Source organism: Exiguobacterium sp. SH0S7 (genome assembly GCF_004337195.1).
Lineage (GTDB): Bacteria > Bacillota > Bacilli > Exiguobacteriales > Exiguobacteriaceae > Exiguobacterium > Exiguobacterium aurantiacum_A.
This window is the reverse complement of record NZ_SJVA01000018.1, coordinates 14586-38228: the sequence shown is the minus strand read 5'-3', so window position 1 is coordinate 38228 and position 23643 is coordinate 14586. Positions and strand designations below refer to the sequence as shown.

At 50.5% G+C, this 23643-nt stretch carries 24 protein-coding genes; 15 read left to right on the top strand and 9 right to left on the bottom strand.

Annotated elements, in window-relative coordinates; all coding sequences use genetic code 11:
* Positions 1 to 234 precede the first annotated feature (234 nt).
* The gene (locus EVJ22_RS14620) at positions 235 to 444 is read right to left on the bottom strand and encodes a hypothetical protein (protein ID WP_071399172.1); all 210 of its coding nucleotides are present in this window, start codon (positions 442 to 444) and stop codon (positions 235 to 237) included.
* 124 nt (positions 445 to 568) lie between these two features.
* On the opposite strand from EVJ22_RS14620, the gene EVJ22_RS14615 reads away from it, so the two are divergent.
* Positions 569 to 856 (top strand): hypothetical protein, encoded by a 288-nt coding sequence (locus EVJ22_RS14615; RefSeq protein ID WP_071399173.1) that lies wholly within the window; start codon positions 569 to 571, stop codon positions 854 to 856.
* Between the two features lie 25 nt (positions 857 to 881).
* Here EVJ22_RS14615 and EVJ22_RS14610 read toward each other — a convergent pair whose 3' ends face one another.
* The 5 genes from EVJ22_RS14610 to EVJ22_RS14590 all read right to left on the bottom strand — a co-directional run bounded on the left by EVJ22_RS14610 (position 882) and on the right by EVJ22_RS14590 (position 5965).
* Complete coding sequence (locus EVJ22_RS14610) at positions 882 to 2270, bottom strand: sensor histidine kinase (RefSeq protein ID WP_131444199.1); 1389 nt, start codon at positions 2268 to 2270, stop codon at positions 882 to 884.
* Positions 2267 to 2956, bottom strand: coding sequence for a response regulator transcription factor (locus tag EVJ22_RS14605; protein WP_071399174.1), 690 nt, complete (start codon positions 2954 to 2956; stop codon positions 2267 to 2269). Before EVJ22_RS14605 ends, EVJ22_RS14610 begins: the two co-directional genes overlap by 4 nt.
* A 168-nt stretch (positions 2957 to 3124) precedes the next feature.
* Positions 3125 to 3691: a GNAT family N-acetyltransferase gene (locus EVJ22_RS14600; RefSeq protein ID WP_070328980.1), complete on the bottom strand. Its 567-nt coding sequence runs from the start codon at positions 3689 to 3691 to the stop codon at positions 3125 to 3127.
* Positions 3692 to 3891: 200 nt separating this feature from the next.
* On the bottom strand, positions 3892 to 5043 hold the full coding sequence (locus tag EVJ22_RS14595) for an amidohydrolase (RefSeq protein ID WP_071399177.1): 1152 nt from the start codon (positions 5041 to 5043) through the stop codon (positions 3892 to 3894).
* Between the two features lie 13 nt (positions 5044 to 5056).
* Positions 5057 to 5965: a TIGR01777 family oxidoreductase gene (locus EVJ22_RS14590; protein ID WP_131441090.1), complete on the bottom strand. Its 909-nt coding sequence runs from the start codon at positions 5963 to 5965 to the stop codon at positions 5057 to 5059.
* Positions 5966 to 6121: 156 nt separating this feature from the next.
* Between EVJ22_RS14590 and recX the strand changes: the two genes are divergently transcribed.
* From recX to EVJ22_RS14530, 12 genes are all read left to right on the top strand, one after another.
* Entirely contained in the window at positions 6122 to 6934 is an 813-nt protein-coding gene (gene recX, locus EVJ22_RS14585) for a recombination regulator RecX (protein ID WP_071399179.1), read from the top strand.
* Between the two features lie 50 nt (positions 6935 to 6984).
* Positions 6985 to 8625 (top strand): L-lactate permease, encoded by a 1641-nt coding sequence (locus EVJ22_RS14580; RefSeq protein WP_084813054.1) that lies wholly within the window; start codon positions 6985 to 6987, stop codon positions 8623 to 8625.
* Positions 8626 to 8940: 315 nt separating this feature from the next.
* Positions 8941 to 10665 carry an ABC transporter ATP-binding protein gene (locus EVJ22_RS14575; RefSeq protein WP_070328946.1) on the top strand — a complete coding sequence of 575 codons (1725 nt, stop codon included), beginning with the start codon at positions 8941 to 8943 and terminating at the stop codon, positions 10663 to 10665.
* 24 nt (positions 10666 to 10689) lie between these two features.
* Positions 10690 to 12735, top strand: a complete 2046-nt coding sequence (locus EVJ22_RS14570; protein ID WP_131444198.1) for an ABC transporter ATP-binding protein — start codon at positions 10690 to 10692, stop codon at positions 12733 to 12735.
* Between the two features lie 13 nt (positions 12736 to 12748).
* Positions 12749 to 13927 carry an RtcB family protein gene (locus EVJ22_RS14565; RefSeq protein WP_131444197.1) on the top strand — a complete coding sequence of 393 codons (1179 nt, stop codon included), beginning with the start codon at positions 12749 to 12751 and terminating at the stop codon, positions 13925 to 13927.
* 67 nt (positions 13928 to 13994) lie between these two features.
* A complete protein-coding gene (locus EVJ22_RS14560) occupies positions 13995 to 14309 on the top strand; it encodes a YfhH family protein (RefSeq protein ID WP_070328949.1) in 315 nt (104 codons plus the stop codon).
* A complete protein-coding gene (locus EVJ22_RS14555; RefSeq protein ID WP_131444196.1) occupies positions 14306 to 14575 on the top strand; it encodes a YfhJ family protein in 270 nt (89 codons plus the stop codon). The genes EVJ22_RS14560 and EVJ22_RS14555 overlap by 4 nt, the downstream gene beginning before the upstream one ends.
* Before the next feature lie 163 nt (positions 14576 to 14738).
* The gene (locus EVJ22_RS14550) at positions 14739 to 15278 is read left to right on the top strand and encodes a helix-turn-helix domain-containing protein (RefSeq protein ID WP_131441087.1); all 540 of its coding nucleotides are present in this window, start codon (positions 14739 to 14741) and stop codon (positions 15276 to 15278) included.
* Positions 15279 to 15294: 16 nt separating this feature from the next.
* Positions 15295 to 16401 carry an ABC transporter ATP-binding protein gene (locus EVJ22_RS14545; protein ID WP_131441086.1) on the top strand — a complete coding sequence of 369 codons (1107 nt, stop codon included), beginning with the start codon at positions 15295 to 15297 and terminating at the stop codon, positions 16399 to 16401.
* Positions 16388 to 17209 carry an ABC transporter permease gene (locus EVJ22_RS14540; protein WP_131444195.1) on the top strand — a complete coding sequence of 274 codons (822 nt, stop codon included), beginning with the start codon at positions 16388 to 16390 and terminating at the stop codon, positions 17207 to 17209. Before EVJ22_RS14545 ends, EVJ22_RS14540 begins: the two co-directional genes overlap by 14 nt.
* A complete protein-coding gene (locus EVJ22_RS14535; RefSeq protein WP_070328954.1) occupies positions 17206 to 18000 on the top strand; it encodes an ABC transporter permease in 795 nt (264 codons plus the stop codon). The genes EVJ22_RS14540 and EVJ22_RS14535 overlap by 4 nt, the downstream gene beginning before the upstream one ends.
* Positions 17997 to 19067, top strand: a complete 1071-nt coding sequence (locus tag EVJ22_RS14530; RefSeq protein WP_131441085.1) for an ABC transporter substrate-binding protein — start codon at positions 17997 to 17999, stop codon at positions 19065 to 19067. The genes EVJ22_RS14535 and EVJ22_RS14530 overlap by 4 nt, the downstream gene beginning before the upstream one ends.
* Before the next feature lie 51 nt (positions 19068 to 19118).
* On the opposite strand, the gene EVJ22_RS14525 is transcribed toward EVJ22_RS14530, so the two are convergent.
* The 3 genes from EVJ22_RS14525 to exaC all read right to left on the bottom strand — a co-directional run bounded on the left by EVJ22_RS14525 (position 19119) and on the right by exaC (position 21885).
* Positions 19119 to 19850, bottom strand: coding sequence for a nuclease-related domain-containing protein (locus EVJ22_RS14525; RefSeq protein WP_131444194.1), 732 nt, complete (start codon positions 19848 to 19850; stop codon positions 19119 to 19121).
* Between the two features lie 153 nt (positions 19851 to 20003).
* Positions 20004 to 20363, bottom strand: coding sequence for a DUF779 domain-containing protein (locus tag EVJ22_RS14520; RefSeq protein ID WP_071399186.1), 360 nt, complete (start codon positions 20361 to 20363; stop codon positions 20004 to 20006).
* Between the two features lies 1 nt (position 20364).
* The gene (gene exaC / locus EVJ22_RS14515; RefSeq protein WP_070328957.1) at positions 20365 to 21885 is read right to left on the bottom strand and encodes an acetaldehyde dehydrogenase ExaC; all 1521 of its coding nucleotides are present in this window, start codon (positions 21883 to 21885) and stop codon (positions 20365 to 20367) included.
* Between the two features lie 222 nt (positions 21886 to 22107).
* Between exaC and EVJ22_RS14510 the strand changes: the two genes are divergently transcribed.
* Both EVJ22_RS14510 and EVJ22_RS14505 read left to right on the top strand, forming a co-directional pair.
* Entirely contained in the window at positions 22108 to 22641 is a 534-nt protein-coding gene (locus tag EVJ22_RS14510; RefSeq protein WP_071399187.1) for a YceI family protein, read from the top strand.
* Positions 22642 to 22991: 350 nt separating this feature from the next.
* On the top strand, positions 22992 to 23531 hold the full coding sequence (locus tag EVJ22_RS14505; RefSeq protein ID WP_131444193.1) for a zinc metalloprotease: 540 nt from the start codon (positions 22992 to 22994) through the stop codon (positions 23529 to 23531).
* Positions 23532 to 23643 lie beyond the last annotated feature (112 nt).

Genomic DNA, 23643 nt, shown 5'->3' with positions numbered 1-23643 from the left:
TTCTACCGGGGGACCGAGAAGGTCCAGTGCGCCAACCTGGTGGCAGCCACCGCACAAAACATGAAGAAATTGGCCAACCTGTTGGCCGAAAAAGACCGTCTACATAGCATTTCTTCAATTTTATGCCGGGCAGAGCGCCTCGAGCTCGATGAACACAAAAAGAGACGAACCAAATCGCGATGGGCGATTTGGTTCGTCAACAGCCTGAGGATGCGGACAACTTTGTCCGCATCCTTATTTGTTGCCGTCATATTTTTTCTCGCTGACCGAATCGTCTTTTGAGTGGCGCTTTCGTTTCTCGTCTTTCACTTTTTGATTCAGCTCTTCGACCGGGATCGGGTCGACCGTCTCCATGCCTTCTTGGTCAAAGATGCTCTCTTTGTCCGTATCGACGGCGTCCGGATTATCGAACGGCCGTTTTGACGGTTGTTCATGCTTCTTCATCTCCATCGCCTCCTTCTTTGAGTGTTATTCCACTTCCTGATTTTGTGTAAACGCTTTAGAAAAGTGTTTCAAGTTTCGGGAACAGTGGAATTATCTGTGCATAGTGACTAAGGAGGGGTATTGGATGGATAAGAAAGTATTGATGGGGATTGTGCTCGGTGTGGCCGGTGCTGCACTCGTCGCGCCGAAAGTCGCGGCGCTGTTGACGCAAGACCAAGACGATAACACGTGGAGCAAGATGGACAAGATGGAAAGTGTCGATTCCGATAAAGACGAGGCGGAAGCAGGATTGACACAACTCGACTCGAATAACCGGGCCGAATGGCAAGCGAACGGGTTCCCGCAGACACACGCCGAACGAGAGCGGCTCATGAACGAATCAGATGACACCTATAAAGGTAAAGATATTTAAAGAGAGGCAGCCGCGGCTGCCTCTTTTATATGTCTTCATCGTCTGGCAAAAGTGGCAAAGCAAGCGACACGGTCGTTCCGCTGCCGACTTCGGACGTGAAATGCATCGAGCCGCCATGGCGTTCCATAATGTGCTTGGCGATGGCGAGCCCGAGTCCGGTACCGCCGTCTTCACGCGTTCGCGATTTGTTGACGCGGTAGAAACGTTTCGTCAATTGATCGAGATCCTCTTTCGGGATGCCCCGGCCTTCATCGCGAATCTCGGTGACGGCATAGTTCTCTTCCGCGAACGTCCTCACATGGATCGACTTGCCGGCATCCGTATAACGAAGAGCGTTATCGAGTAAGTTTCCGACGACTTGCTCGAGGCGATCGTGATCCCCGAGGATGATGAGGTCGAAGTCGAGATCCGCTTCGATGGTGACACCTTTCGCGCGCGCGATCGGTTCAAACCGGTATAACACGTCTTCGAGCACTTGTGAGTACACGACCGGTTCTTTCGTCATCGGATACGAATCGCGTTCGAGCTGGGCGAGGTCGAGCAGATCGTTGACGAGTCGTTGCAACCGTTCCGTCTCGTTCTCGATGATGTCGTAATACTGGGCTTGCGTCTTCTCGTCGAGCGTCGGGTCTTGCAGCATCTCGGTATACCCGCGAATGTAAGACAGCGGGGTCCGGAGCTCATGGCTGACGTTAGCCAAAAATTCTTTGCGCTGCTCCTCGACGAGTCCGAGAGACTCGGCCATCCGGTTGAGCGTCTCGGCCAAGTCACCGATCTCGTCATCGGAATCGATCGGGATGCGGTGCGAGAAGTCACCTTTGGCATACACTTGGGAAGCGCGTTTCATTTGGATGAGCGGTTGAATGATTGTGTCGATGATTTGCGTCCCGAAAATGAGCAAGTTGACAATCATCAAGATGAGCAAGAACGTGATCATCAGCCGGATCGGTTGGAACGGCTCACTGATTTTGCTCAGCTCCATATAGAGGATGAGGGCATTATCGAGTTCGCCGTCACGGATGAGCGGGAACGCGGACATGAGAATATCGACATCCTCGGTCGGGTGCTTGCGCGTGACCGAGATGGCGTAGCCGTCTTGCAAACGAGCGAGATCTTGTTCGCGTAAAAACGTCTTCCCGGAGCCGAGACTATCTTCCCGTACGGACGAGAGGAATACTTTCGTTTCGGTCAGTTCATTCGTGTACGTCATGCTGTCAGCGAACGCGTCGGAGAAGCCGTCCGCCTTATAGATGGTGACGAGTTTCTCCCCGCGGTTGATCAGCAGTTCTTCTTGCGTCTGAATGTAAAACTTGTCGTACAAGTAAAACGTCATGATGATGAACACGAACGCAGAGAAGAGGCTGGCCGTCCAGATGGTGATCCAAATCCGCTTCCGGATCGTGTATTGCTTCATACGTTCGCCTCGAACTTGTAGCCGATCCCCCAGACGGTCTGGATGTAGCCACCGGCTTCGCCGAGCTTGAGACGGAGCGTTTTAATGTGCGTGTCGACCGTCCGGAGGTTGCCGTGGTATTCGGTACCCCAAATTTGGTCGAGGAGCTGTTCTCGAGAGAACACTTTGTCTTCGTTTGTGATGAACAAGTAGAGGAGGTCGAACTCCTTACGCGTCAAGTTGACAGTTTTGCCTTTCACGCTGACGGCGCGGCCTTCGATATCGATTGATAAGACACCGGCGTCGAACGTGGCTTCTTGTTCTTTTGAGAAGTTGTGCGTGCGCCGAAGTGTCGCTTCGATTCGGGCGAGCAGTTCGCGCGGGCTGAACGGTTTTGTGATGTAGTCGTCCGCGCCGATCTTCAATCCGTGAATCCGGTCGAGTTCTTCAGACCGGGCCGTCAGCATGATGATCGGGACGTTCGAGAACTCACGGATACGCATGCAGGCGGTCAGACCGTCAAGCTCGGGCATCATGACGTCGAGCAAGACGAGGTGGAACGACTGTTCTTTTAACAAGTCGATCGCCTCAAGCCCGTTCGTGGCGGTGACCGTCTCATAGCCTTCTTTTTCTAAATTGGAAACGAGCAATTCTCGCATCTGTTCCTCATCGTCGGTCACTAAGATTCGAAATACTGGTTCTATCATCTGGCATTCTCCTTTACAAACCGGTTAACGAAGGATGTGATAATTCCCTCATACTTCTATCATACCTATCTCTTCGAATTAGAACAGAATTATTCATTGTCGTAAAGTTGTCCTCAACAAATCCACACAAAAACGCCACAAAAAAGCCAATTCTTTGTCAGAATTGGCTTATGCTTCGAGTTGGGCTTCGTACGAATGATCGAATTCAGGCGCATGAAGTGAATGCAAGTACAGCTGGAAGCTCGACTTCGACACTTCATACAAAACGTATTCGACGTCACCGCTATTAATTTCTGCTAACAAATCGGGCCGGATCTCGTCGGCGCAAAACGCATAAGGAAGTTTTGCCGCCGCCGCGATCGAACGCTCATTTGCTTTGCGAATCTTTAAAAATACACTCTCAATATCAAGGTCGAAGAACAGCTCTGAGAAGAACGTTTCTTTCGCGACTTGATTGTAACCTTTCCCATGGTACGGTTTGCCAAGCCACGTACCGAGGAAGCCGTAACCGGTTTCCACGTCGAACAAGCTGATCGTCCCGATCGGGGTACCGAACTCGTTCGTAATTGTACGTGAGATGATGTTTCCTTGCTCTTCTAGCTCGATGATTTGCTTCGTGCTAAATAAAAACTCGTCAAAGTGGACCGTCTTTTGACGGACATATGGAAAGACATCTGGGTGTTGCATCAGTTCGAACAACTCCGCGCAGTCGGTAAGCTCACGAAATTTGAGCACCTTTACATTCCTCCTCCTAGTTCAGACCGCTGAAGAATAGTTGTAACGAAAGCATACTTCTGGCTACGTTGTTCGAACTTGCCTTGGCTGCTCTCTTTTATGAGTTACAAGATTATTTTATAGACTTTTTTTGAAAAAGCAAGCAAATAAAATGTAACTTCACAAAAAAAATAAAAGAGCGCTTTCACGTCTGGGTTTACTCACATTTCATGATGGGTTTTCGAGCGATCCGTCGAGTAGACGATACGGCCGTCGACGATGGTCATGATCGGCTTCGACATGTAGTCGAGCGGGAAGTGACTCCACAAGACGAGATCGGCGTCTTTACCGACCTCGAGTGATCCGACGCGGTCATCAACTCCAAGTGACTGGGCCGGATGAATCGTGATGGCGCGCAGGGCGATGTCGACCGGAAGGCCTTCACGGGCGGCGAGACCGGCGCATAGATTCAAATATTGGACCGGGGTATATGGATGGTCGGTCGTGATCGAGACGATCATACCGTGTTCATGCAAGATGCGGTATGTCTCCCACGTTTTGTTTTGAAGTTCGATTTTAGATTTACGGGTGAACGTCGGTCCGACGGTGACATGTTTGACGCCGAGTTCACGCAACTTCTCCGCGACGAGGTGACCTTCCGTACAATGTTCGATCCGGTAATCGAGATCGAACTCTTGAGCGAAACGGACGACCGAAAGAATGTCGTCGGCGCGGTGGGCGTGGACACGTACCGGCATTTTCCGGTCGAGCGCGAGTTGGATCATCTGACTCCCGAACGTACCGATCGTCTTCGTCGAATCGACGGTCCGGAACGCCTCGCGCAGTAGTCCCATGATTCCCATGCGGGTCAATTCACCGGATTTCCCCATACTGTGGACTCGTTTCGGGTTTTCGCCGAGAGCAAGTTTCAAGCCGGCATACCGGCGCAATACCATATCCTCGATAAAGCGACCATGCGTTTTAATGACGCTCGTCACTCCGCCGATGACGTTCATGCTGCCCGGCATGACTTGGACCGCCGTGACACCGGCCATGAGCGCTTCCCGAAAGCCTTCATCGAGCGGATAAACACCGTCGATGGCCCGCGCGTGCGGCGTCATCGCTTCAACCGTCTCATTGGCATCATTCCCGACAGAACCGGTCCCTTCGTCATACAGTCCGAGATGGGTATGGGCATCGATGAAACCGGGGAACAGGAAGTTCCCTTCCGCCTCGATGACGGTCTCGCCGTCCGTTGGATCTAACAAGTCCGCCATTTCGACAATTTTTCCGTCTTTCACACGGAGATCCCCGTAAAAGTTTGGTGCGGTGATCGGGTAAATATGGGCGTTACGAATTAATAGATTACTCACGAGCTGTCTCCTTTCAAGTCAAATGCAGTAGTTGTTTTAGTGCGGGTTCTAACGTCTCATAGCGAAAACGGAAGCCGTGATTGAGTGCTTTTGTCGGAACGACTTTGGCACCTTCAAGTACGATCACGCTCTTTTCGCCGAGTGCGAGTTTGAGGATTGGGGAAGGAGCCGGGGCCCAGTGCGGTCGATGCATCACTTGTCCGAGCGTCTTCCCGAACTCGTCCATCGTCACTGGTGTCGGCGCCGTCCCGTTGACCGGTCCGTGTATCGAATCGGTCTCGATGATGTAGACGAATAAGCGGACGAGGTCGTCTATGTGGATCCAAGGGACCCACTGTTTTCCGGAACCGAGCCGTCCGCCGGCACCGAGCGTGTAGGGTAGCTTCATGAGCGGGAACGCGCCGCCGTCGTTCGACAAGACGACACCTGTTCGCATCGTGGCGAGACGAATGTCCATGTCGGCGACAGGCGCGATTTCTTTCTCCCATAAGACGCAGACATTTCCTAAGAAGTTGGTCCGGTCCGGGAGCGGTGTCGATTCCGAGTAAGTGATCGACCGGTCTTCGCCGTAAATGCCGATTGCTGACCCGCTGATGACGACGTCCGGTTTCTGCTTCATGTTTTTGATGATGCGAACGACTTCTTTCGTCCCATCGATACGGCTTTGGAGGATGGCTTGTTTTTGTTTGTGCGTCCATCGTCCGTCGTTAATGGAGGCTCCTGCCAAGTGGATAAAGGCGTCGACATCTTGGAGTTCGGTCTCGGGATGGCTGTCTGGCGTCAACCATTCGACGAACGAGATGCCTCCTTGACGTGGGCGCGGATGGCGCGTCAAGACGACGACTTGATGACCGGCCTCGGCTAGCGCCCGAACGAGCGGCCGGCCGATCAATCCGGTACCACCGGTGATTGCAATTTTCATGTGAATCCCTCCATTATTCTTGAAGCGTTTTCAAATCGGGTATGATAACGGTAAATACAATAGCTAGTTAGTATAAATACCCTTTCTTTTAACTTATCAAAAATCCTTCTGAAAAGGGGAACGTGATATGTTAGAAGCAGGAAAAGGAGGGGTTTCATGAAAATCAGCAAGTTTACGGCTCAAAAGAAAAACAAGGACCGCTTGAACGTCTTCATCGAGAAAGATGGGCAAGAAGAGTTCGCGTTCGCCATCGATTTAGACGTCTTCATTAAATATGGACTGACGAAAGGGATGGAACTTGAAGACGATTTTGTCCGTGATGTCCTCCAAGCCGAAGAGGAACAGAAAGCATACAAAGCAGCCGTCAATTATTTATCGTACCGAATGCGTGCCGTTTCAGAGGTCCGTGACTATCTCGTGAAGAAAGAGATAGATGAGGCGGCCATCAAGCGCGTGATTGACAGATTGATTGAACAACGCTACTTGAACGATGCTGAATTCGCTAAAGCCTACACCCAGACAAAGTTTAATACGAGTCCGAGCGGGCCGAGCAAAATCAAGCGGGAATTGGTCCAGCTTCGAATCACACCTGAAATCATCGAAGAGGTTATCGCTGCGATCTCGTACGAAGATCAGCTCGAAAAAGCCGGGAAATTCGTAAAAAGGAAACAAATGGAAACAAATCGCCGTTCCGCCACAGAAGTGCAACAAAGAATTCAACAAACCCTGGTGCAAAGAGGATTTTCGTTTGATATCATTTCAGAGGCGATCCTTACGTTTTGGGAAAACGAGGATGAGGACGTCGAGCTTACAGCTTGCTTGAAGCAGGCTGAAAAACTGAGTCGGAAGTATAACGGATATGCCCCATATGAGCGGAAACAGCGCATGAAGATGCAGCTTCGGAGCAAAGGATTTCCGTATGAGGTGATTGACCGGACTTTAGAACGACTCGCTGAACAAGAGACATAACGGGAAATTCATTTACGGCAGGGGAAAAAATCTGAAAAGGTGGGTCTACATTGACGATTTTTGAATGGATTACAGCACTTGTGCCAATTTTGGCTGTGCTTGTATTATTGGTTATTATGCGTTTACCAGCATCGGTTGCGATGCCACTCTCGCTCCTGTTGACGGCGCTACTTGCGTTCTTCGTCTGGGAACTTGATGCAACCCGCATTACAGCGGCGGTGTTACAAGGAATCGTCATCGCAATCACGGCAGCATGGATCGTGTATGGCGCGATCGGGATGATGAATACGATGAAAGAGGGCGGCGGTATGAACGCCATCCGTTCCGGCTTTGTCACCATCACACCGGATCCTCGGATTCAAGTACTCATCGTCGGCTGGTTGTTCGTTTCATTCATTGAAGGTGCTTCAGGCTTTGGGACACCGGCGACAGTGGCGGCCCCGCTATTGATTGCACTTGGTTTCCCGCCAATCGCAGCTGTTGTCATCGCCTTGTCGGCCGACGTATCGGCCGTCACGTTCGGTGCAGTCGGGACACCGGCTTTAATCGGGATTGGTAACGGACTCTCGCTCGATGTGAGCAAACCGGAATCGATCGAATTTTTAACAAGTGTCGTCTTACAGACGGTATTGATCGATATGTTTGTTGGTCTTTTTATCCCGTTCATTTTGATTTTGATGCTGACTCGATTCTTTAGTAAAGCGAAGTCGGTCAAACCTGCATTCGAAGTGTTGCCGATCGCCCTTGTGGCGGCTCTCGTCTACAGCGTTCCGGCTTACATTTGGACGCTCATCCTCGGATTTGAATTTGGGGGCATGCTCGGTGGCTTGACCGGTCTTGTGATTCTCGTCGCAATGGCACGAAAAGGTATTCTCATGCCAAAACGGGTTTGGACGTTTGACGGTTACGCCGACGAGCTCGACCAACCGGTTGAACAGCCGACGGTCGGGAAAGGGAAACGTGAACTTCCGCAGTGGAAAGCATGGGCCCCTTACTTGATTTTGACGATCTTCCTCATCTTGACACGGACGGTCCCGTTCTTGAACGAGTTGACGCGCAGTGTCCGGATCGACCTCCCGAACATTTTAGGAGTAGAAGGAATCTCGACGTCATGGGAGCCGTTCTATTCACCAGGGTTCATGTTCATCTTGACGATGATTGCGACGTTCTTCTTGCACAATATGAGTTGGTCGCAAGTGACGTCGGTCTTTAAAGCGACGACACTCGGCATCGGCGGAACGTTAATTACACTTGCGGCGTCAGTTCCAATGGTTCGAATCTTTATCCATTCAGAGAATGGCGGAGCTGGACTCGCATCGATGCCAGTCGAACTCGCGACGGCTGCAGCGGACACGTTCGGTGGCGTTTGGCCGCTTGTCGCACCATGGATCGGGGCGCTTGGAGCGTTCGTATCGGGCTCGGCCACGTTCTCGAACATGATGTTCTCGAGCTTGACGACAAATGTCGCCGATTCGGTCGGGATGAGTGAGACGCTCGCCTTGTCGATGCAGATGGCCGGCGCGAACGCTGGTAACATGATCTGCGTGCTGAACGTCGTCGCGGTCGCTTCGGTCGCGGGTCTGCTCGGTAAAGAAGGAACGATCATCCGCTACACGCTCATGCCGATGATTTACTATGTGACGGCAACAGGGATCGTCGGGATGATTCTCGCGACGTTCTTCTTAAACTGAAACAAGTTACAATATTTTTACAAAAAAATATTGACAATTTTCTGAACAGTCTGCTAAGGTTTTAGTAGATTTTCAAACTATGAAGAGAGAGGAGCCAGCATGATGAAGTACTTGACTACACTACAACGCACACACACAACATCATATGGCTACTCGTATTTGACTGCGTAACACGGCAGCTGGATAGGGGTAGTGTCCTTTCCCTGACCATGCAAATGACTGAAGACTTTCAAGCGTACTTCATCCGATTGGTTGCACAATCAGGTGGAGTGCGCTTTTTTGCGTGCTCGGAAAGGACGGAAGGGGGAGTCAGTCGTGAAACTGATTAAACAATTGGATTGGTTTATTAAGAGGCAGAAACGAACGTATGTCATTGCGATCATTTTGCTCATCATTACCGGGGTCATCGATATGCTCCCGCCATGGATTATCGGGCAAGCGATCGATGCGATCCGTGAAGGAAGTTTGACGACGGAACGGCTCATCACAATCGTCGGCTCACTGCTAGGCATCATGGTGTTATCGTACGTTTTATCGTACTTGTGGATCGCGCGTCTATTCGGGACGGCGTTCCTGCTCGAGAAAAAACTGCGGGCCCGATTCTTCGGGTATTTGCTCAAACAGACGCCGCGATTTTATCAACAGCACCGCACCGGGGACTTGATGGCGCTCGCGACGAATGATTTGAAAGCGGTTGAACGGACGGCCGGTTTCGGTGTCATGACGCTCGTCGATTCGTTCAACATGACACTGATCGCATTGACAATCATGGGGGTGTTCATCGATTGGAAATTGACACTTGCGGCACTGTTGCCGATGCCGTTACTTGCCTGGTCGATGAATAAGCTTGGCCGTCAAATTCACGCTCGCTTCACCGCGGCGCAAGATTCGTTCGGCGTCATGAACGACCAAGTCGTCGAATCGATTTCAGGACTTCGTGTCATCCGTTCGTTCGTGCAAGAAGAAGCGGATACGAAGAAGTTCGATACGATCACCGACGACGTCATGGCGAAAAACATGCACGTCGCCAAAATCGACGTCTTGTTCGAGCCGGTCATCAAACTGCTCGTCGGTTTGAGTTACTTGATCGGCTTGTCGTTCGGGACGTACCTCGTCTTTACGAATGACATCACGCTCGGTCAACTCGTCTCGTTCAACATTTATCTCGGGATGCTCATTTGGCCGATGTACGCGTTCGGTGAGTTGATCAACGTCGTCCAACGCGGGACGGCGAGCTTAGAGCGGATTGAAGCGACGATGAACGAAGCGCCGGACGTCGTCTCGAACGGCACGGTGCAAGTCGACGTGCCAGAGAAGATCACCTTCAAATCGTTATCGTTCCGCTATCCGGGTGCGAGCCGCCCGTCGCTCGAAGACATCGTACTCCACGTATCACGCGGAGAAACGATCGGAATCGTCGGACCGACCGGGGCCGGCAAAACGACGCTCCTGCGTCAGCTGATCCGCGAATATCCAATCGACGACTCGTTGCTCGTCAACGGGATCCCGGTTCACAAAATTAAACTCGACACGGTACGAGGTTGGAGCGGTTACGTGTCACAAGAACATCTATTGTTCTCGAAGACGGTCCGCGACAACATCTTGTTCGGGGCCGATGACGCGACCGAAGCCGACCTCGAGACGGCGATTCGGCTTGCGGCGTTTGATACCGATATCGAGCATTTAGAGAACGGGCTCGATACGGTCGTCGGCGAGCAAGGGGTCATGCTGTCAGGCGGACAGAAACAACGTCTGTCGATTGCGCGTGCGCTCTTGAAAGACCCAGAGATTTTATTGCTCGACGATTCGCTCTCGGCGGTCGATGCGAAAACGGAAGCCCGAATCATCGATTCGGTCCGGACGAGCCGTGCCGAACAGACGACGTTCATCGTCGCGCACCGCTTGTCTGCCGTTTCCCACGCTGATCAAATCCTTGTCTTGCAAGACGGTCGCGTCACTGAACGCGGCACACATGACCAACTGATGAAACAGCATGGTTGGTATTTCGAACAGTTCAATCGACAAGGAGAGACGGAGTAATCCGTACGAAAGGGGGAATCTCTTATGATCGATCAACACGAATTAGATCCGGTCCGCAGGAAAAAGACGATTCACTCACTCGTTGGCTATGCCAAACAAGTGAAGCGCTCGATTTTCCTCGGGTTGATCCTACTCTTTTTAGCGGTCGGCGCAGAACTTGCGGGACCGTATATCGCAAAAATCATCATCGATGACCATATCGTCGCCATCGAGCGCGACTGGGTTCAAGTCGAGGCCGGGGGCAGTGTCTCGTTTGACGGCAATAACTATGAGAAAGAGACGCGGTTGGACGGGCAAGACGTCGTCCGTCCCGTCTCGATCGTTCAGACGACCGAAGGCTACTATCTCGTACCGGACGCCGTCATGAGCGGTGGGGTCAGAGAAGTCGATAACGGTGTCTTGACCATCACGCGGAGTGAGGAGACAGCGACGTACGACAACATCGTGCCGTTGTCTTCGACCGACGTCTTCCAGTTTTATGAGACGGATCTTCGGGCCGTCCTCGTCTTATCTGCCATCTACGTCGTCCTGTTGCTCATCGCAGCAGGTCTCAACTGGGGGCAACAGATGCTCCTGCAACGTTCGGCGCATACAATCGTCAAGACGATGCGCCTTGACGTCATGCGGCATTTGCAGACGATTCCAGTCCGTTACTTTGACCAGACGCCGATCGGGAAAATCGTCAGCCGGGTCACAAACGATACGGAGACGATTCGTGATTTGTATTTGGGCGTTCTCGCCCGCGTCTTCCAAAGCATCGTCATGATGATCGGTGTTTTGATCGCCATGTTCTTCCTAGACGTTCGCCTCGGACTCGTCTCGCTCATCATCATCCCGGTCGTCATCGTCTGGGTGAAGTTGTTCCAGCGTCTCTCGACCCGGAACAACTTTAAAGTCCGGGCGCTCGTCGCCGATATGAACGCACAATTGAACGAGAGCATCCAAACGATGCCGATCATTCAATCGTATGTGCGTGAAGACCTCGTCTATGATGAGTTCGATGTCAAGAACAGCGACAACTTCCAGACACGCCGGAAACTGTTGAAGCTCGACGCCCTTATGTCGCACAACTTGGTCAACTTCTTCCGCAACATGGCACTCGCACTCCTCATTTGGGTCGTCGGTGCGCAAACGCTTGGAACGGGCAGTGTGCTCACGCTCGGGATACTTTACGCCTACATCGATTACGTGTCCCGTATTTTCGAGCCGGTGACGCAAATTATGAACCAGTTGTCACCGCTCCAACAAGCGCTCGTTTCGGCGGACCGAATGTTCCAACTGCTCGACGAGAAAGGCGAAAACGTCTCGTCTGAACGTATTCCGCGCTTTAATGGCGAAGTCGTGTTCGACAACGTGACGTTCAGCTATGAGGCTGGAAAGCCAGTGTTACAACAGATTGACATTCAAACTGCACCTGGTGAAACGGTCGCACTCGTCGGCCACACCGGTAGTGGTAAGAGTTCGATCATGAACTTGCTCATGCGCTTTTATGATCCGTCGTCAGGAAAACTTTGCATCGACGGGGTAGACGTGACGACACTTCCGACGCAAGCCGTTCGGGACCATCTCGGCATCGTGTTGCAAGACCCGTTCTTGTTCACGGGCTCGATTCGGACGAACGTGACGCTCGGTGATGAGACCATTCCTGATGAACGGATTTGGCAAGCGTTGACGGCGGTCGGTGCCGACCGGTTCGTCAAGCAGTTGCCGCAAGGACTCGACGAGCCGGTCATTGAGCGCGGCGCTTCACTCTCGAGTGGAGAGCGACAATTGATCAGTTTCGCCCGGGCGCTCGTGTTCGACCCGGCCATCCTTGTCCTTGACGAGGCGACGGCTAGTGTCGACTCAGAGACAGAGGCGCTCATCCAAGACGCGCTGAAGACGCTCACGTACGGACGCACGACGTTCGTCATCGCGCACCGATTGTCGACGATTCGTGAGGCCGATCAAATTCTCGTCCTCGACCACGGTCAAATCATCGAGCGTGGGAATCACCAGTCACTCATCGCTGACGGCGGCGTCTACGCCCGGATGCATGAGTTGCAAAGTAAACAGCAAGTGATCAGCTGAGAAAGGAGACGTTATGGAGATCATCGGCAAATATAATCAAGCTACAGTCTTCAATGAACGGATTGACGATATGACGCGCGCACAGATTCAAACGCTCGTCGACCAACCGTTCACGGAAGGGGCAGCGATTCGAATCATGCCGGATATGCATGCCGGCAAAGGCTCGGTCGTCGGGACGACGATGACGATTCATGACAAAATCGTACCGAACCTCGTCGGTGTCGATCTCGGGTGTGGCATGCTTTGCACCGAAATCAATGTGAAGCGGACCGACTTTCAAAAACTTGACGATATGATTCGTCAACTTGTTCCGAGTGGGATGAACATCCGGGAGTCGGCGCATTCATACGCGTCAAAGATTCCGCTAGAAGACGTTCGCGCCCCGTATAAGCTAGACCGGGCGTTACGCTCGGTCGGAACACTTGGCTCGGGCAATCATTTCATCGAGGTGAACCGTGATGATCATGGACGGACGTTTCTCGTCATCCATTCGGGTTCACGCCACCTCGGTGTCCAAATTGCAGAACACTATCAGCAGCGAGCGATCCGTCATATGATGGATACGACAGAAGTACAGAATGAGATCGAGCGTTTGAAAGAAACTGGACGCGAAAGTGATATTCAAACTTATCTCGAGTACGCGAAGGCGGCGAAACAAGGATTGCGAGACCTCGCTTATATCGAAGGTACGGATATGGACGACTATATGCATGACGTGCGTATCGCGCAACAGTATGCAGCAGAGAATCGTCGTGCGATGACCGATGTCATCGTCGAAGCGATGAACTGGAACGTCGTCGATCAGTTCGATACGGTGCATAACTATATCGATCACGACGACATGATCCTCAGAAAAGGGGCGATTTCCGCAAAAGTCGGAGAGCGTGTCATCATCCCGATGAACATGCGTGACGGGTCGCTCATCTGTACGGGAAAAGGCAACCCGGACTGGAACTTCTCAGGTCCGCATGGCGCCGGGCGCATCATGTCGCGCTCAGCGGCACGAAAACGCGTCGACTTCAACGAATTTAAAAAATCGATGGAAGGCGTCTGGTCGAGCTCGGTTCGGAAGTCGACAATTGATGAATCGCCGTTCGTCTATAAATCGATGAAAGAGATTGTGCGCTATATTGAACCGGCCGTCACGATTGATCAACTGATTAAACCGCTTTATAACTTCAAGGCGAACTGAACATTATTCAGTTTCGCCTTTTTCTTTTACTCGGAAAATCTGATACGCTACAAGTGAGGTGAACGAAATGGAAAAACGGTTGAGTGCATTATCAAAGTATGAGCTCGAGCAAGAAATTCGTGACTTGCATGAGCGGAAACGAAAAGCCGAACAGATGGGTATGGTGAGTGAGATTGAGGTCGTGCTGCGCCGCATCGCCATCGCGGAGAGTTATTTGATTGATCCGGCATCGTTCAAGCCAGGTACGACGTATATCGTCACCTACAATAATCGTCCGTTCCGATTGAAGTTTGTCAACGGCGTCATGGGTTGGGGAACGTTTGAAGGAGAAGCGATGGAACATGCGATCCCGCTCTCTGAGCTATCGGAGGTGCGCGTATGAACCGATCAGATCAATACAAGCGGTTGGCAGAAATCTTAAGAGACAAGAACGATTTGTTGAATGAAGACGAGGCGTTAACGTGGGTCGAGGTGTTGTGGGAAGATTTTGAGACGACACTCGCCCGCGCTGGTGAAGCGTACCCAGGGGAGGCAAAGTCGTTCCAATACGTCGTTCAACAAATCGATGCGTACGGGGCGCAATTGCACTTATTTCAAACGAAAAATGAAAAATTCAAACACCTGATTTCGAAACGGGATCTCCACTAAAAAATCACGCGATTGTTGCGTGATTTTTTGCTTGCAAACGTGGTACAGTTGGTTATAATAAAAGTCGCTATTTGTTTGCTTTAGAGTTGAGTATTTATAAACTTTCTTTAGTAAGTATCATGTATCACTAAACTTTCCTTGGAAAGGGAAGGAGGAACACAGTTTGGAAGTCGGTCAAAACATTAAACGACTCCGCGTCAAAAAAGGGTTGACCCAAGAAGAGTTGGCGGAACGTACCGATTTGAGTAAAGGCTACATTTCCCAAATCGAGCGTGATTTGAGTTCCCCTTCGCTGGAGACGCTGTTCGACTTGTTAGAAGTGCTTGGGTGCTCGCCAAAAGAGTTTTTCGATGAGGAAATTAATCAAAAAGTCGTCTATACGGAGGACGACCGCACGATATATGTCGACGAGAATCGGCTATACCGGACGGAGTGGCTCATCCCAGAATCCAATGAGAAAGAGATGGAACCGATTCTTCTCACGTTCTCAAAACAAGGGGAGTTCAAACGATACGAGCCGTCACGCGCGGAGACGTTCGTTTACGTACTGTCCGGCCGCGTCGCCCTCAAGCTCGGGAACCATACGTACTTCGCCAAACCGGGCGAGACGTTGTACTACGTCGCTTCAGACGCGCATCAGCTCGTCAACGATTTTGATGGCGCAAGCGAGTGTCTCGTCGTCGCCACACATTCGTATTTATAACAAGGGAGGAAACCAAATGAACCCAGAAACGATCATTCGTTTTGACAACGTGTCGAAGCGGTACGACGATACTGTCGTCTTAGAAAATATTAACTTTGAAATTGAGCGTGGAAAATTTTACACGCTGCTCGGTCCTTCGGGATGCGGAAAGACAACGATTCTGCGGATTATCGCCGGATTCACCGATGCGACAGAAGGTGATATCGAGTTCAACGGGAAGCGAATCAACGACGTGCCAGCGAACAAACGACAAGTCAACACGGTCTTTCAAGATTACGCCTTGTTCCCGCACTTGAACGTATACGAGAACGTCGCTTTCGGTTTGCGCATCAAGAAGATGAAAGAAGCGGACGTCAAGACAAAAGTCGAACAAGCGCTCAAATTCGTCAACTTGAAAGGCTACGAGTCACGTGAAATCGATGAGATGTCAGGCGGACAACGTCAACGCGTCGCCATCGCCCGTGCCATCGTCAACGAACCGGAAGTCATCTTGCTCGATGAGCCGCTTTCAGCGCTCGACCTTAAACTTCGGACCGAGATGCAGTACGAGTTGCGCGAACTTCAACAGCGTCTCGGCATCACGTTCATCTTCGTTACCCACGACCAAGAAGAAGCGCTCGCCATGTCTGACGAGATTTTCGTCATGAACAATGGGGAGATCGTTCAAAGCGGGACACCGACAGACATTTATGACGAGCCGATCAACCGCTTCGTCGCTGATTTTATCGGGGAGTCGAACATTGTTCCTGGTGTTATGCCTGAAGATCACCTTGTCACGTTTGCCGGGAAAACGTTCGATTGTGTCGACCAAGGGTTTGACCGCAATGAAAAAGTCGAAGTCATCATCCGTCCAGAAGACTTGGAGATGACGTCGGTCGACGCGGCGAAACTCGTCGTCGATGTCGACTCACAACTGTTCCGTGGCGTCCATTACGAGATTTGCTGTTACGACCAAGAAGGCAACGAGTGGCTCGTCCATTCGACGAAGAAATCAGTCGTCGGGTCGAAAATTGGGCTCACGTTCGATGACGAAGCGGTTCACGTCATGCGTCTAGGCGAGACCGAAGAAGAGTTTGACCGTCGTCTCGAATCGTATGAGGAGGTCGCCCATGAATCAAACTAGTCAAACCGCCAAGACGGTCTATTTGACGACGTACTGGATATGGATTGCGCTGTTCGTCATCGCGCCGCTACTCCTCGTCGTCTACTACTCATTATTTGATATCGAAGGGAACTTGAGTTTAGAGAATTATCAGATGTTCTTCACATCGACTTACTTGACGATGACACTGTCTTCGTTCTGGTATGCGTTTCTCATCACGTCCTTCTCGCTTCTCATCGGGTATCCGACCGCGTATTTATTGACGAGAACGAAACATAAGCAACTCTGGCTGTTGCTCATCATTTTGCCATCATGGATCAACTTATTACTGAAAGCGTACGCGTTCCTTGGTATCTTTGGAACGTACGGCATCACGAACCAATTTTTAGAGGCGATCGGCATCGGGACGAAACAGATTTTGTTCACGGACTTCAGTTTCGTGTTCGTTTCGGTTTATATCTTCATCCCGTTCATGATTTTGCCGATCTACAACGCCATCGAGAAGCTGCCGCCGTCGCTCGTCTACGCGTCGCGTGACCTCGGTGCCTCGAACTGGACGACGTTCCGTCGCGTCATCTTTCCATTGACGCTCGACGGGGTGAAGTCAGGGATTCAAATCGTCTTCATTCCGGCGTTGTCGCTCTTCATGATTACGCGCCTCATTGCCGGAAACCGTGTCATCACGCTCGGGACGGCGATCGAACAACAATTTCTCGTCACGCAAAACTGGGGCATGGGGTCAACAATCGCTGTGTTCTTGATTTTGGCGATGGTACTCGTCATGGTCATCACACGTGACTGGGGCGCGAAAGGAGCGGTGCGTCGATGAAGAAGAAAAAATTCAAGTTAGCGAATCTGTATTTGATTGCGGTGTTCTTTATTCTGTACGCACCAATCCTCTATTTAGTGTTTTACTCGTTTAACAGTGGAGGAACGATGAGTAACTTTGAAGGGTTCACCCTCGAGTGGTATAAATCGTTGTTCACAGATACCCGTTTGCTCGTCATCGTCTTGAATACGATCGTCATTGCACTCTTGTCGGCGACCATCTCGACCGTGCTCGGTGTCATCGGGGCGCTTGCCATTTATACGGCACGGCAACGGTTCACGAAGACGTCGCTCTTATCGCTCAACAACGTCTTGATCGTCAGCCCGGACGTCATCATCGGAGCGTCGTTCCTCATTTTGTTCACGATGCTCGGCATTCAACTCGGTTTCTATTCGGTGCTCTTGGCGCACATCGCGTTCTCGGTTCCGATCGTGGTCATTTTAGTGTTACCGAAGCTTCAAGAGATGAGCCCGACACTAATCGATGCGTCGCGTGACCTTGGAGCGAGCTCGTGGGACGTGCTCACGAAAGTCATCTTGCCGTATATCACGCCAGGTATCTTCGCAGGGTTCTTCACGGCGCTGACGTATTCACTCGATGACTTTGCGGTGACGTTCTTCGTCACAGGTAACGGCTTCACGACGCTTGCCGTCGAGGTCTACTCACGGGCACGCCAAGGTATCTCACTTGAGATCAACGCCTTGTCGACGCTCTTGTTCGTGTTCACGCTCATACTCGTCCTCGGTTATTACGTACTCGCACAACGGAGTGCGAAGGAGGTAAGACGATGAAAAAACTAGTCATCATGTTGACGGTGCCGCTCCTCGTCAGTTTTGGTTTGTTGGTTTGGGTGTATCAAATCAACATGGCCCAAGGGTTTGGCGGCGATAACACACTCGTCGTCTACAACTGGGGTGATTATATCGATGAAGATTTGATCGGCGAATTCGAAGAAGAGACCGGACTCAAAGTCATCTACCAAACGTTCGACTCGAACGAGGCGATGCTGACGAAGATCCAGCAAGGCGGTACCGCGTTTGATATCGCCGTCCCGTCCGATTATGCGATCAGTAAGATGATCGAAGACGATCTGCTCTTGCCTATCGATTACGACAAACTCGAAAATTTCGATAACATCGACCCACGCTTCCTCGACAAGTCGTTCGACCCAGGCAACACGTACTCGGTCCCTTACTTCTGGGGGACGGTCGGGATCGTCTACAATCCTGAGCTCGTCGATGGTGAGATCACATCATGGAACGACTTGTGGGACATGCCGCTCGAGAATGATATCTTGCTAGCGGACGGGACACGAGAAGTGATGGGCTTCGGTCTCAACTCGCTCGGCTATTCGCTCAACACGACGGATCGTGATGAACTGCTCGAGGCAGAAGCGAAGCTCGAAACGCTGTGGCCGAACATTAAAGCGATTGTCGGCGATGAAATCAAAATGCTCATGGCCAATCGTGAAGCAGCCGCAGCCGTCGTCTGGTCGGGTGACGCTTCTGAGATCATGTACGAGAACGAAGAGTTGACGTACGTCATCCCGGAAGAAGGGACAAATCTTTGGTTCGACAACCTCGTCATCCCGAGCACGTCTAAAAACATTGAAGGGGCACATCAATTCATCGACTTCATGCTCGATGCGGAAATCGCGGCACGGAATACCGATTATGTCGGGTATTCGACACCGAACGAAGCAGCACTTGAATTTTTAGATGAAGAAGTCACATCGGACGAACGGTTCTATCCGTCTAAAGACGTGACAGATGAGCTTGAAGTGTACGAAAACTTAGGCAAACGCATGAACGCGTATTACAACGAGTTGTACTTGCGCTTTAAAATGCAGAGTAAATAAAGTAAGTCCCGCTCAAGCGTTTGAGCGGGACTTTTTAGGCTGATTCTTATATTAACCGAGCGGAGATTTTGTCTGCCTGATGGCGTCGATGTGCGCTTCCTTGACCTCGATACTCGCATTCATATAAGGAAGGAGTCGTTCATACACTTCAATCCGTTCAGCTGCCGTCAATCGAGGTTCACGAGAGGCCATCATTTGCTTCGCCCATATTTTTCGATTCAACACAGGAACGCTAGACGACTCAACCCGCTTCAACGTAGAGCGGTCACTGAAGACAATCCAGGAGTGTAAATAGCTTCGATCGAGATGTAGTAGCTGTTCGATTGCCCGCATATGGAGTTCATTTTGCTTAATCGGATTGTAGAATTTAAACTTCTTTCGATTGGATAAAGCCTGTGTCCACTGTCGATCTTGTTCCCGTCCGAAGATCCAACCGCTATAATTTTTGGACTCGATGACGTGAACACCGCTCTCATCGATGAACACCACATCGACTTCTGTCGTCCGGTCACGTTTTGTTGGATGAGGCAAATACAGGTTCGTCAAGATGAGCGGGGCGAGTCGGCGCGCCTCAAGTTCAGCAACACAGCGGTACTCTCCATATAATCCGATATCTTGCACGACTTTGATGTAGCGATGACCGGTCTGAGCAAAATATTGACTTTGTTTATACCGTTTTACTTTTGTGTACACGATTGTCCCGCAAATCAAAAAAAGCGGGACGGCAAAACTGAGTAATGCGACGAATACACTTCCAAGTACTTCGTTTAATAATTGGCTCATCATCATTCTCCCTTCTTATCTACGTTCACTATACAAGATGACGAGAAACGATTGAGTGATTTTTGGGGATTATTGGAAATAAGAAATTGAAAAGTACACGGTGAATCACAAAAAAGACCAGCCATCTGTTAAGATGACTGGTCAAAAAAACAATCAAGACTGTTGCAACTCGGCACGCTCCTCGTCTGTGAACACGCGGGAACGGCTCAAAAACCGTTTTCCTTCGACGCCTTCGACCGAGAACATGCCGCCCCGGCCGTCGACGACGTCGATGATGAGCTGGGTGTGCTTCCAATACTCATACTGCTTCTCGTGGATATAGAACGGACAGCCGCCGATCTCTCCGAGCAGGACGTCGTGATCGCCAATCATGAACTCATCTTGCGGGAAGCACATCGGTGAGCTCCCGTCACAGCAACCGCCCGACTGGTGGAACAGGAGCGGACCGTGTTTCGCAATCAACTGCTCGAGGAGCGCGAGCGTGGCGGGGGTGGCCTCGACGCGACGCACCATCTTAAAAGAACCCGAGTTTTTGTTCGCTGTAGCTGACGAGCATATTTTTCGTACGTTGGTAATGGTTGAGCATCATCTTATGATTTTCACGTCCGATCCCAGACATTTTGTAACCGCCGAACGCGGCATGGGCCGGATACTGATGGTAACAGTTGATCCAAACACGACCCGCTTGAATCTCACGGCCGAACCGATAAGCCCGGTTCATATCGCGTGTCCAGACGCCGGCGCCGAGACCATAGAGCGTATCGTTCGCGATGGCGAGCGCGTCCGCGTCGTCCTTGAACGTCGTCACCGACAAGACTGGACCAAAGATTTCTTCTTGGAAGATGCGCATCTTGTTGTGACCTTTAAAGATGGTCGGTTGAACGTAATAGCCGTCGGCGAGGTCACCGTCCATCATGTTGCGCTCACCGCCGATCAAACATTCGGCTCCTTCGGCTTTTCCGATCTCAAGATACGATAAAACCTTCTCCAGCTGTTCATTTGATGCTTGAGCACCCATCATAACGTCAGGGTCGAGCGGGTTGCCGAGTTTGATCGCTTTGACGCGCTCGAGGACACGTGCCATAAACGGCTCATAAATCGACTCGTGGATGAGGGCGCGCGATGGACACGTGCACACTTCGCCTTGGTTTAACGCGAACATGACGAGCCCTTCGATCGCTTTGTCAAAGAAATCATCGTCCGCATCCATAATATCGGCGAAGAAGATATTCGGTGACTTGCCCCCGAGTTCGAGCGTCACCGGGATGATGTTTTGCGACGCGTATTGCATGATCAATCGGCCCGTCGTCGTTTCGCCAGTGAACGCGACTTTGTCGACACGGTTACTTGAGGCGAGCGGCTTCCCGGCCTCGAGTCCGAAGCCATTGACGATGTTGAGCACGCCTGGCGGCAGCAAGTCTTCAATCAGCTCCATCAGTACCATGATCGAAGCCGGTGTCTGTTCGGCCGGTTTTAAGACGATGCAGTTGCCGGCGGCGAGTGCCGGTGCGACTTTCCAGATTGCCATCAAAATCGGGAAGTTCCATGGGATGATTTGAGCGACGACGCCGAGCGGTTCCGCGAAGTGATAGGCGACCGTGTCGTTGTCGAGCTCGCTGATGCCGCCTTCTTGCGAGCGGATGACACCGGCGAAATAGCGGAAGTGATCGATCGCGAGCGGCAGGTCGGCGTTCAACGTCTCACGGACGGCTTTTCCATTCTCCCACGTCTCCGCGTAAGCGAGCATCTCAAGGTTTTCTTCCATTCGGTCGGCAATCTTATTTAAAATGACCGAGCGTTCGGTGACCGATGTTTTGCCCCAGGCGCCTTTGGCGGCATGGGCCGCGTCCAGTGCCAGCTCGATATCTTCTTTCGTCGACCGAGCGACCTCGCATAACACTTTACCATTTACCGGAGAGGTGTTCTCAAAATAGTCTCCCCCTGAAGGTGCTGTCCACTTTCCGTTGATGTAGTTCTCATAGCGGTCCTTGAACTGGACTTTCGTGCCTGCAGAGTTCGGTACTTCATAAATCATGATCGTTCCTCCCTTTTCCGTAAAGTATAGGGGTTCTATGTATGCGCTTACATTTTGTAGTAAGCCAATAGCTCCCTTTTTCTTCCTAACGGGTTGCAGTGATAAAAGTCAAAATTTTTTGACAATAATTTGACACAATTATTTCGAGATGTTTTGAAGTCAAGATTTGTGGTAAAAACAGTATTGTGGAATCAATTTCAAATCGAAGGAGTGGACGTATTCATGGCAAAAACTTATCAAGTCGACCCAGCACACAGCTCAATCACGTTTACGGTGAAGCATATGATGATCTCGAAAGTGAAAGGCGAACTTAAAGAGTTTGCGGTTGATGCGAACGGACAGCCTGACGATTTAGCGAATGCACGGGTAAGCGTGACGATTAAAGCGGCCTCGATTGACACGAACAACGGTGACCGTGACGCACACTTACGGTCGGGCGACTTTTTCGACGCCGATCAACATCCGGACATCGTCTTCGAGTCGACATCATTCCAAGCGAAAGGCGGTAACGAGTTCGCTTTGACCGGTAATTTGACGATTCGTGGAACGACGCGCGAGGAGACGTTTGAAGTCGAGTATGAAGGCAGTGCGAAAGACCCGTGGGGCAATATGAAGCACGCCTTTACCGGAGACGGGACGATCAACCGGGAAGATTACGGGTTGACGTGGAACCAGGCGCTTGAAGCCGGCGGTGTCCTCGTCGATAAAAAAGTGAAATTTGAATTTGAGCTCCAATTCACGGAGTCTGAGGCATAAGAAAAGAGGTTGGGACACAACTAGCCGATTTTAAAGCTTTTTAATAAAAAGAGGAATCTGGTCACCGATTTTCGGTGGCCGGATCCCTCTTTTACTTCATTTTTAGGCAGAAGGTAATCTAATAGAAATTTAGCGAGGTTTAGTTAGTTACATATTCTTAATTAGTGTTTGTTTTTTCATACATAAGAGAAAATAATATAGTATAGAAGTGAAAATCCTGCTTTAATGATGAGTATTGACTAGTTGTCAGCTTTATTCTCCCGTAGTTATGAGTTGAAAGTTGTGGTGGATTCTCATCCGAACGACCAGATATTTTAACTTTAAGGTAGCAGTTGGTTAGGGGGGCTTTGATGTTTGGCTTGGCTGATTTGGTATCATTAATAATTTCAGCATTCATCATCCTACCGCTTGTAGTATTTTTGAGAGAACTCGGTTACTTGATTGTTAGTGCCCTGTTTGGTGTAAAAAAACCGAGAATCACCCTTGGCTCTGGGCCAAGAGTGATTAAAATCTGGGTGTTTGACATTCGGAAGTATTATCATTTATACAGTTGGTATTCGTATGATTCAATTAGAAGAAAAGGAAAAGTAGCTTACGTATTCGTTTACGCTGGTCCCATGTTGGTCAACATTATTTTAGGGATAACAATAAACGCTTTGCTGGCGAATGGCATTATTGAAGAATATGCAACTTTTTGGGATCGTTTTGTTTTTTATACATTTTATTACGTTCTATTCGATATAGTTCCGATGAGAACAGCCAACGGGAAACCGAATAACGGATTAATCATTTATGAAATGCTACGTTATGGAAGACGTACCGATAATAATCAGGAACCATTTATCCCGTCCACGACTGAAATGGAAGAAGACTATCAAGAAAAAAAGTAGCAATGGATAAAATTAAAGAACAAGGAGAAGAGAGTGTAAAAGACAATAAAGAAGAGGAATGAGAAAGAGGTCACCTGGCGCGACTTGTTCGCGCCAGGTGACCTCTTTCTCA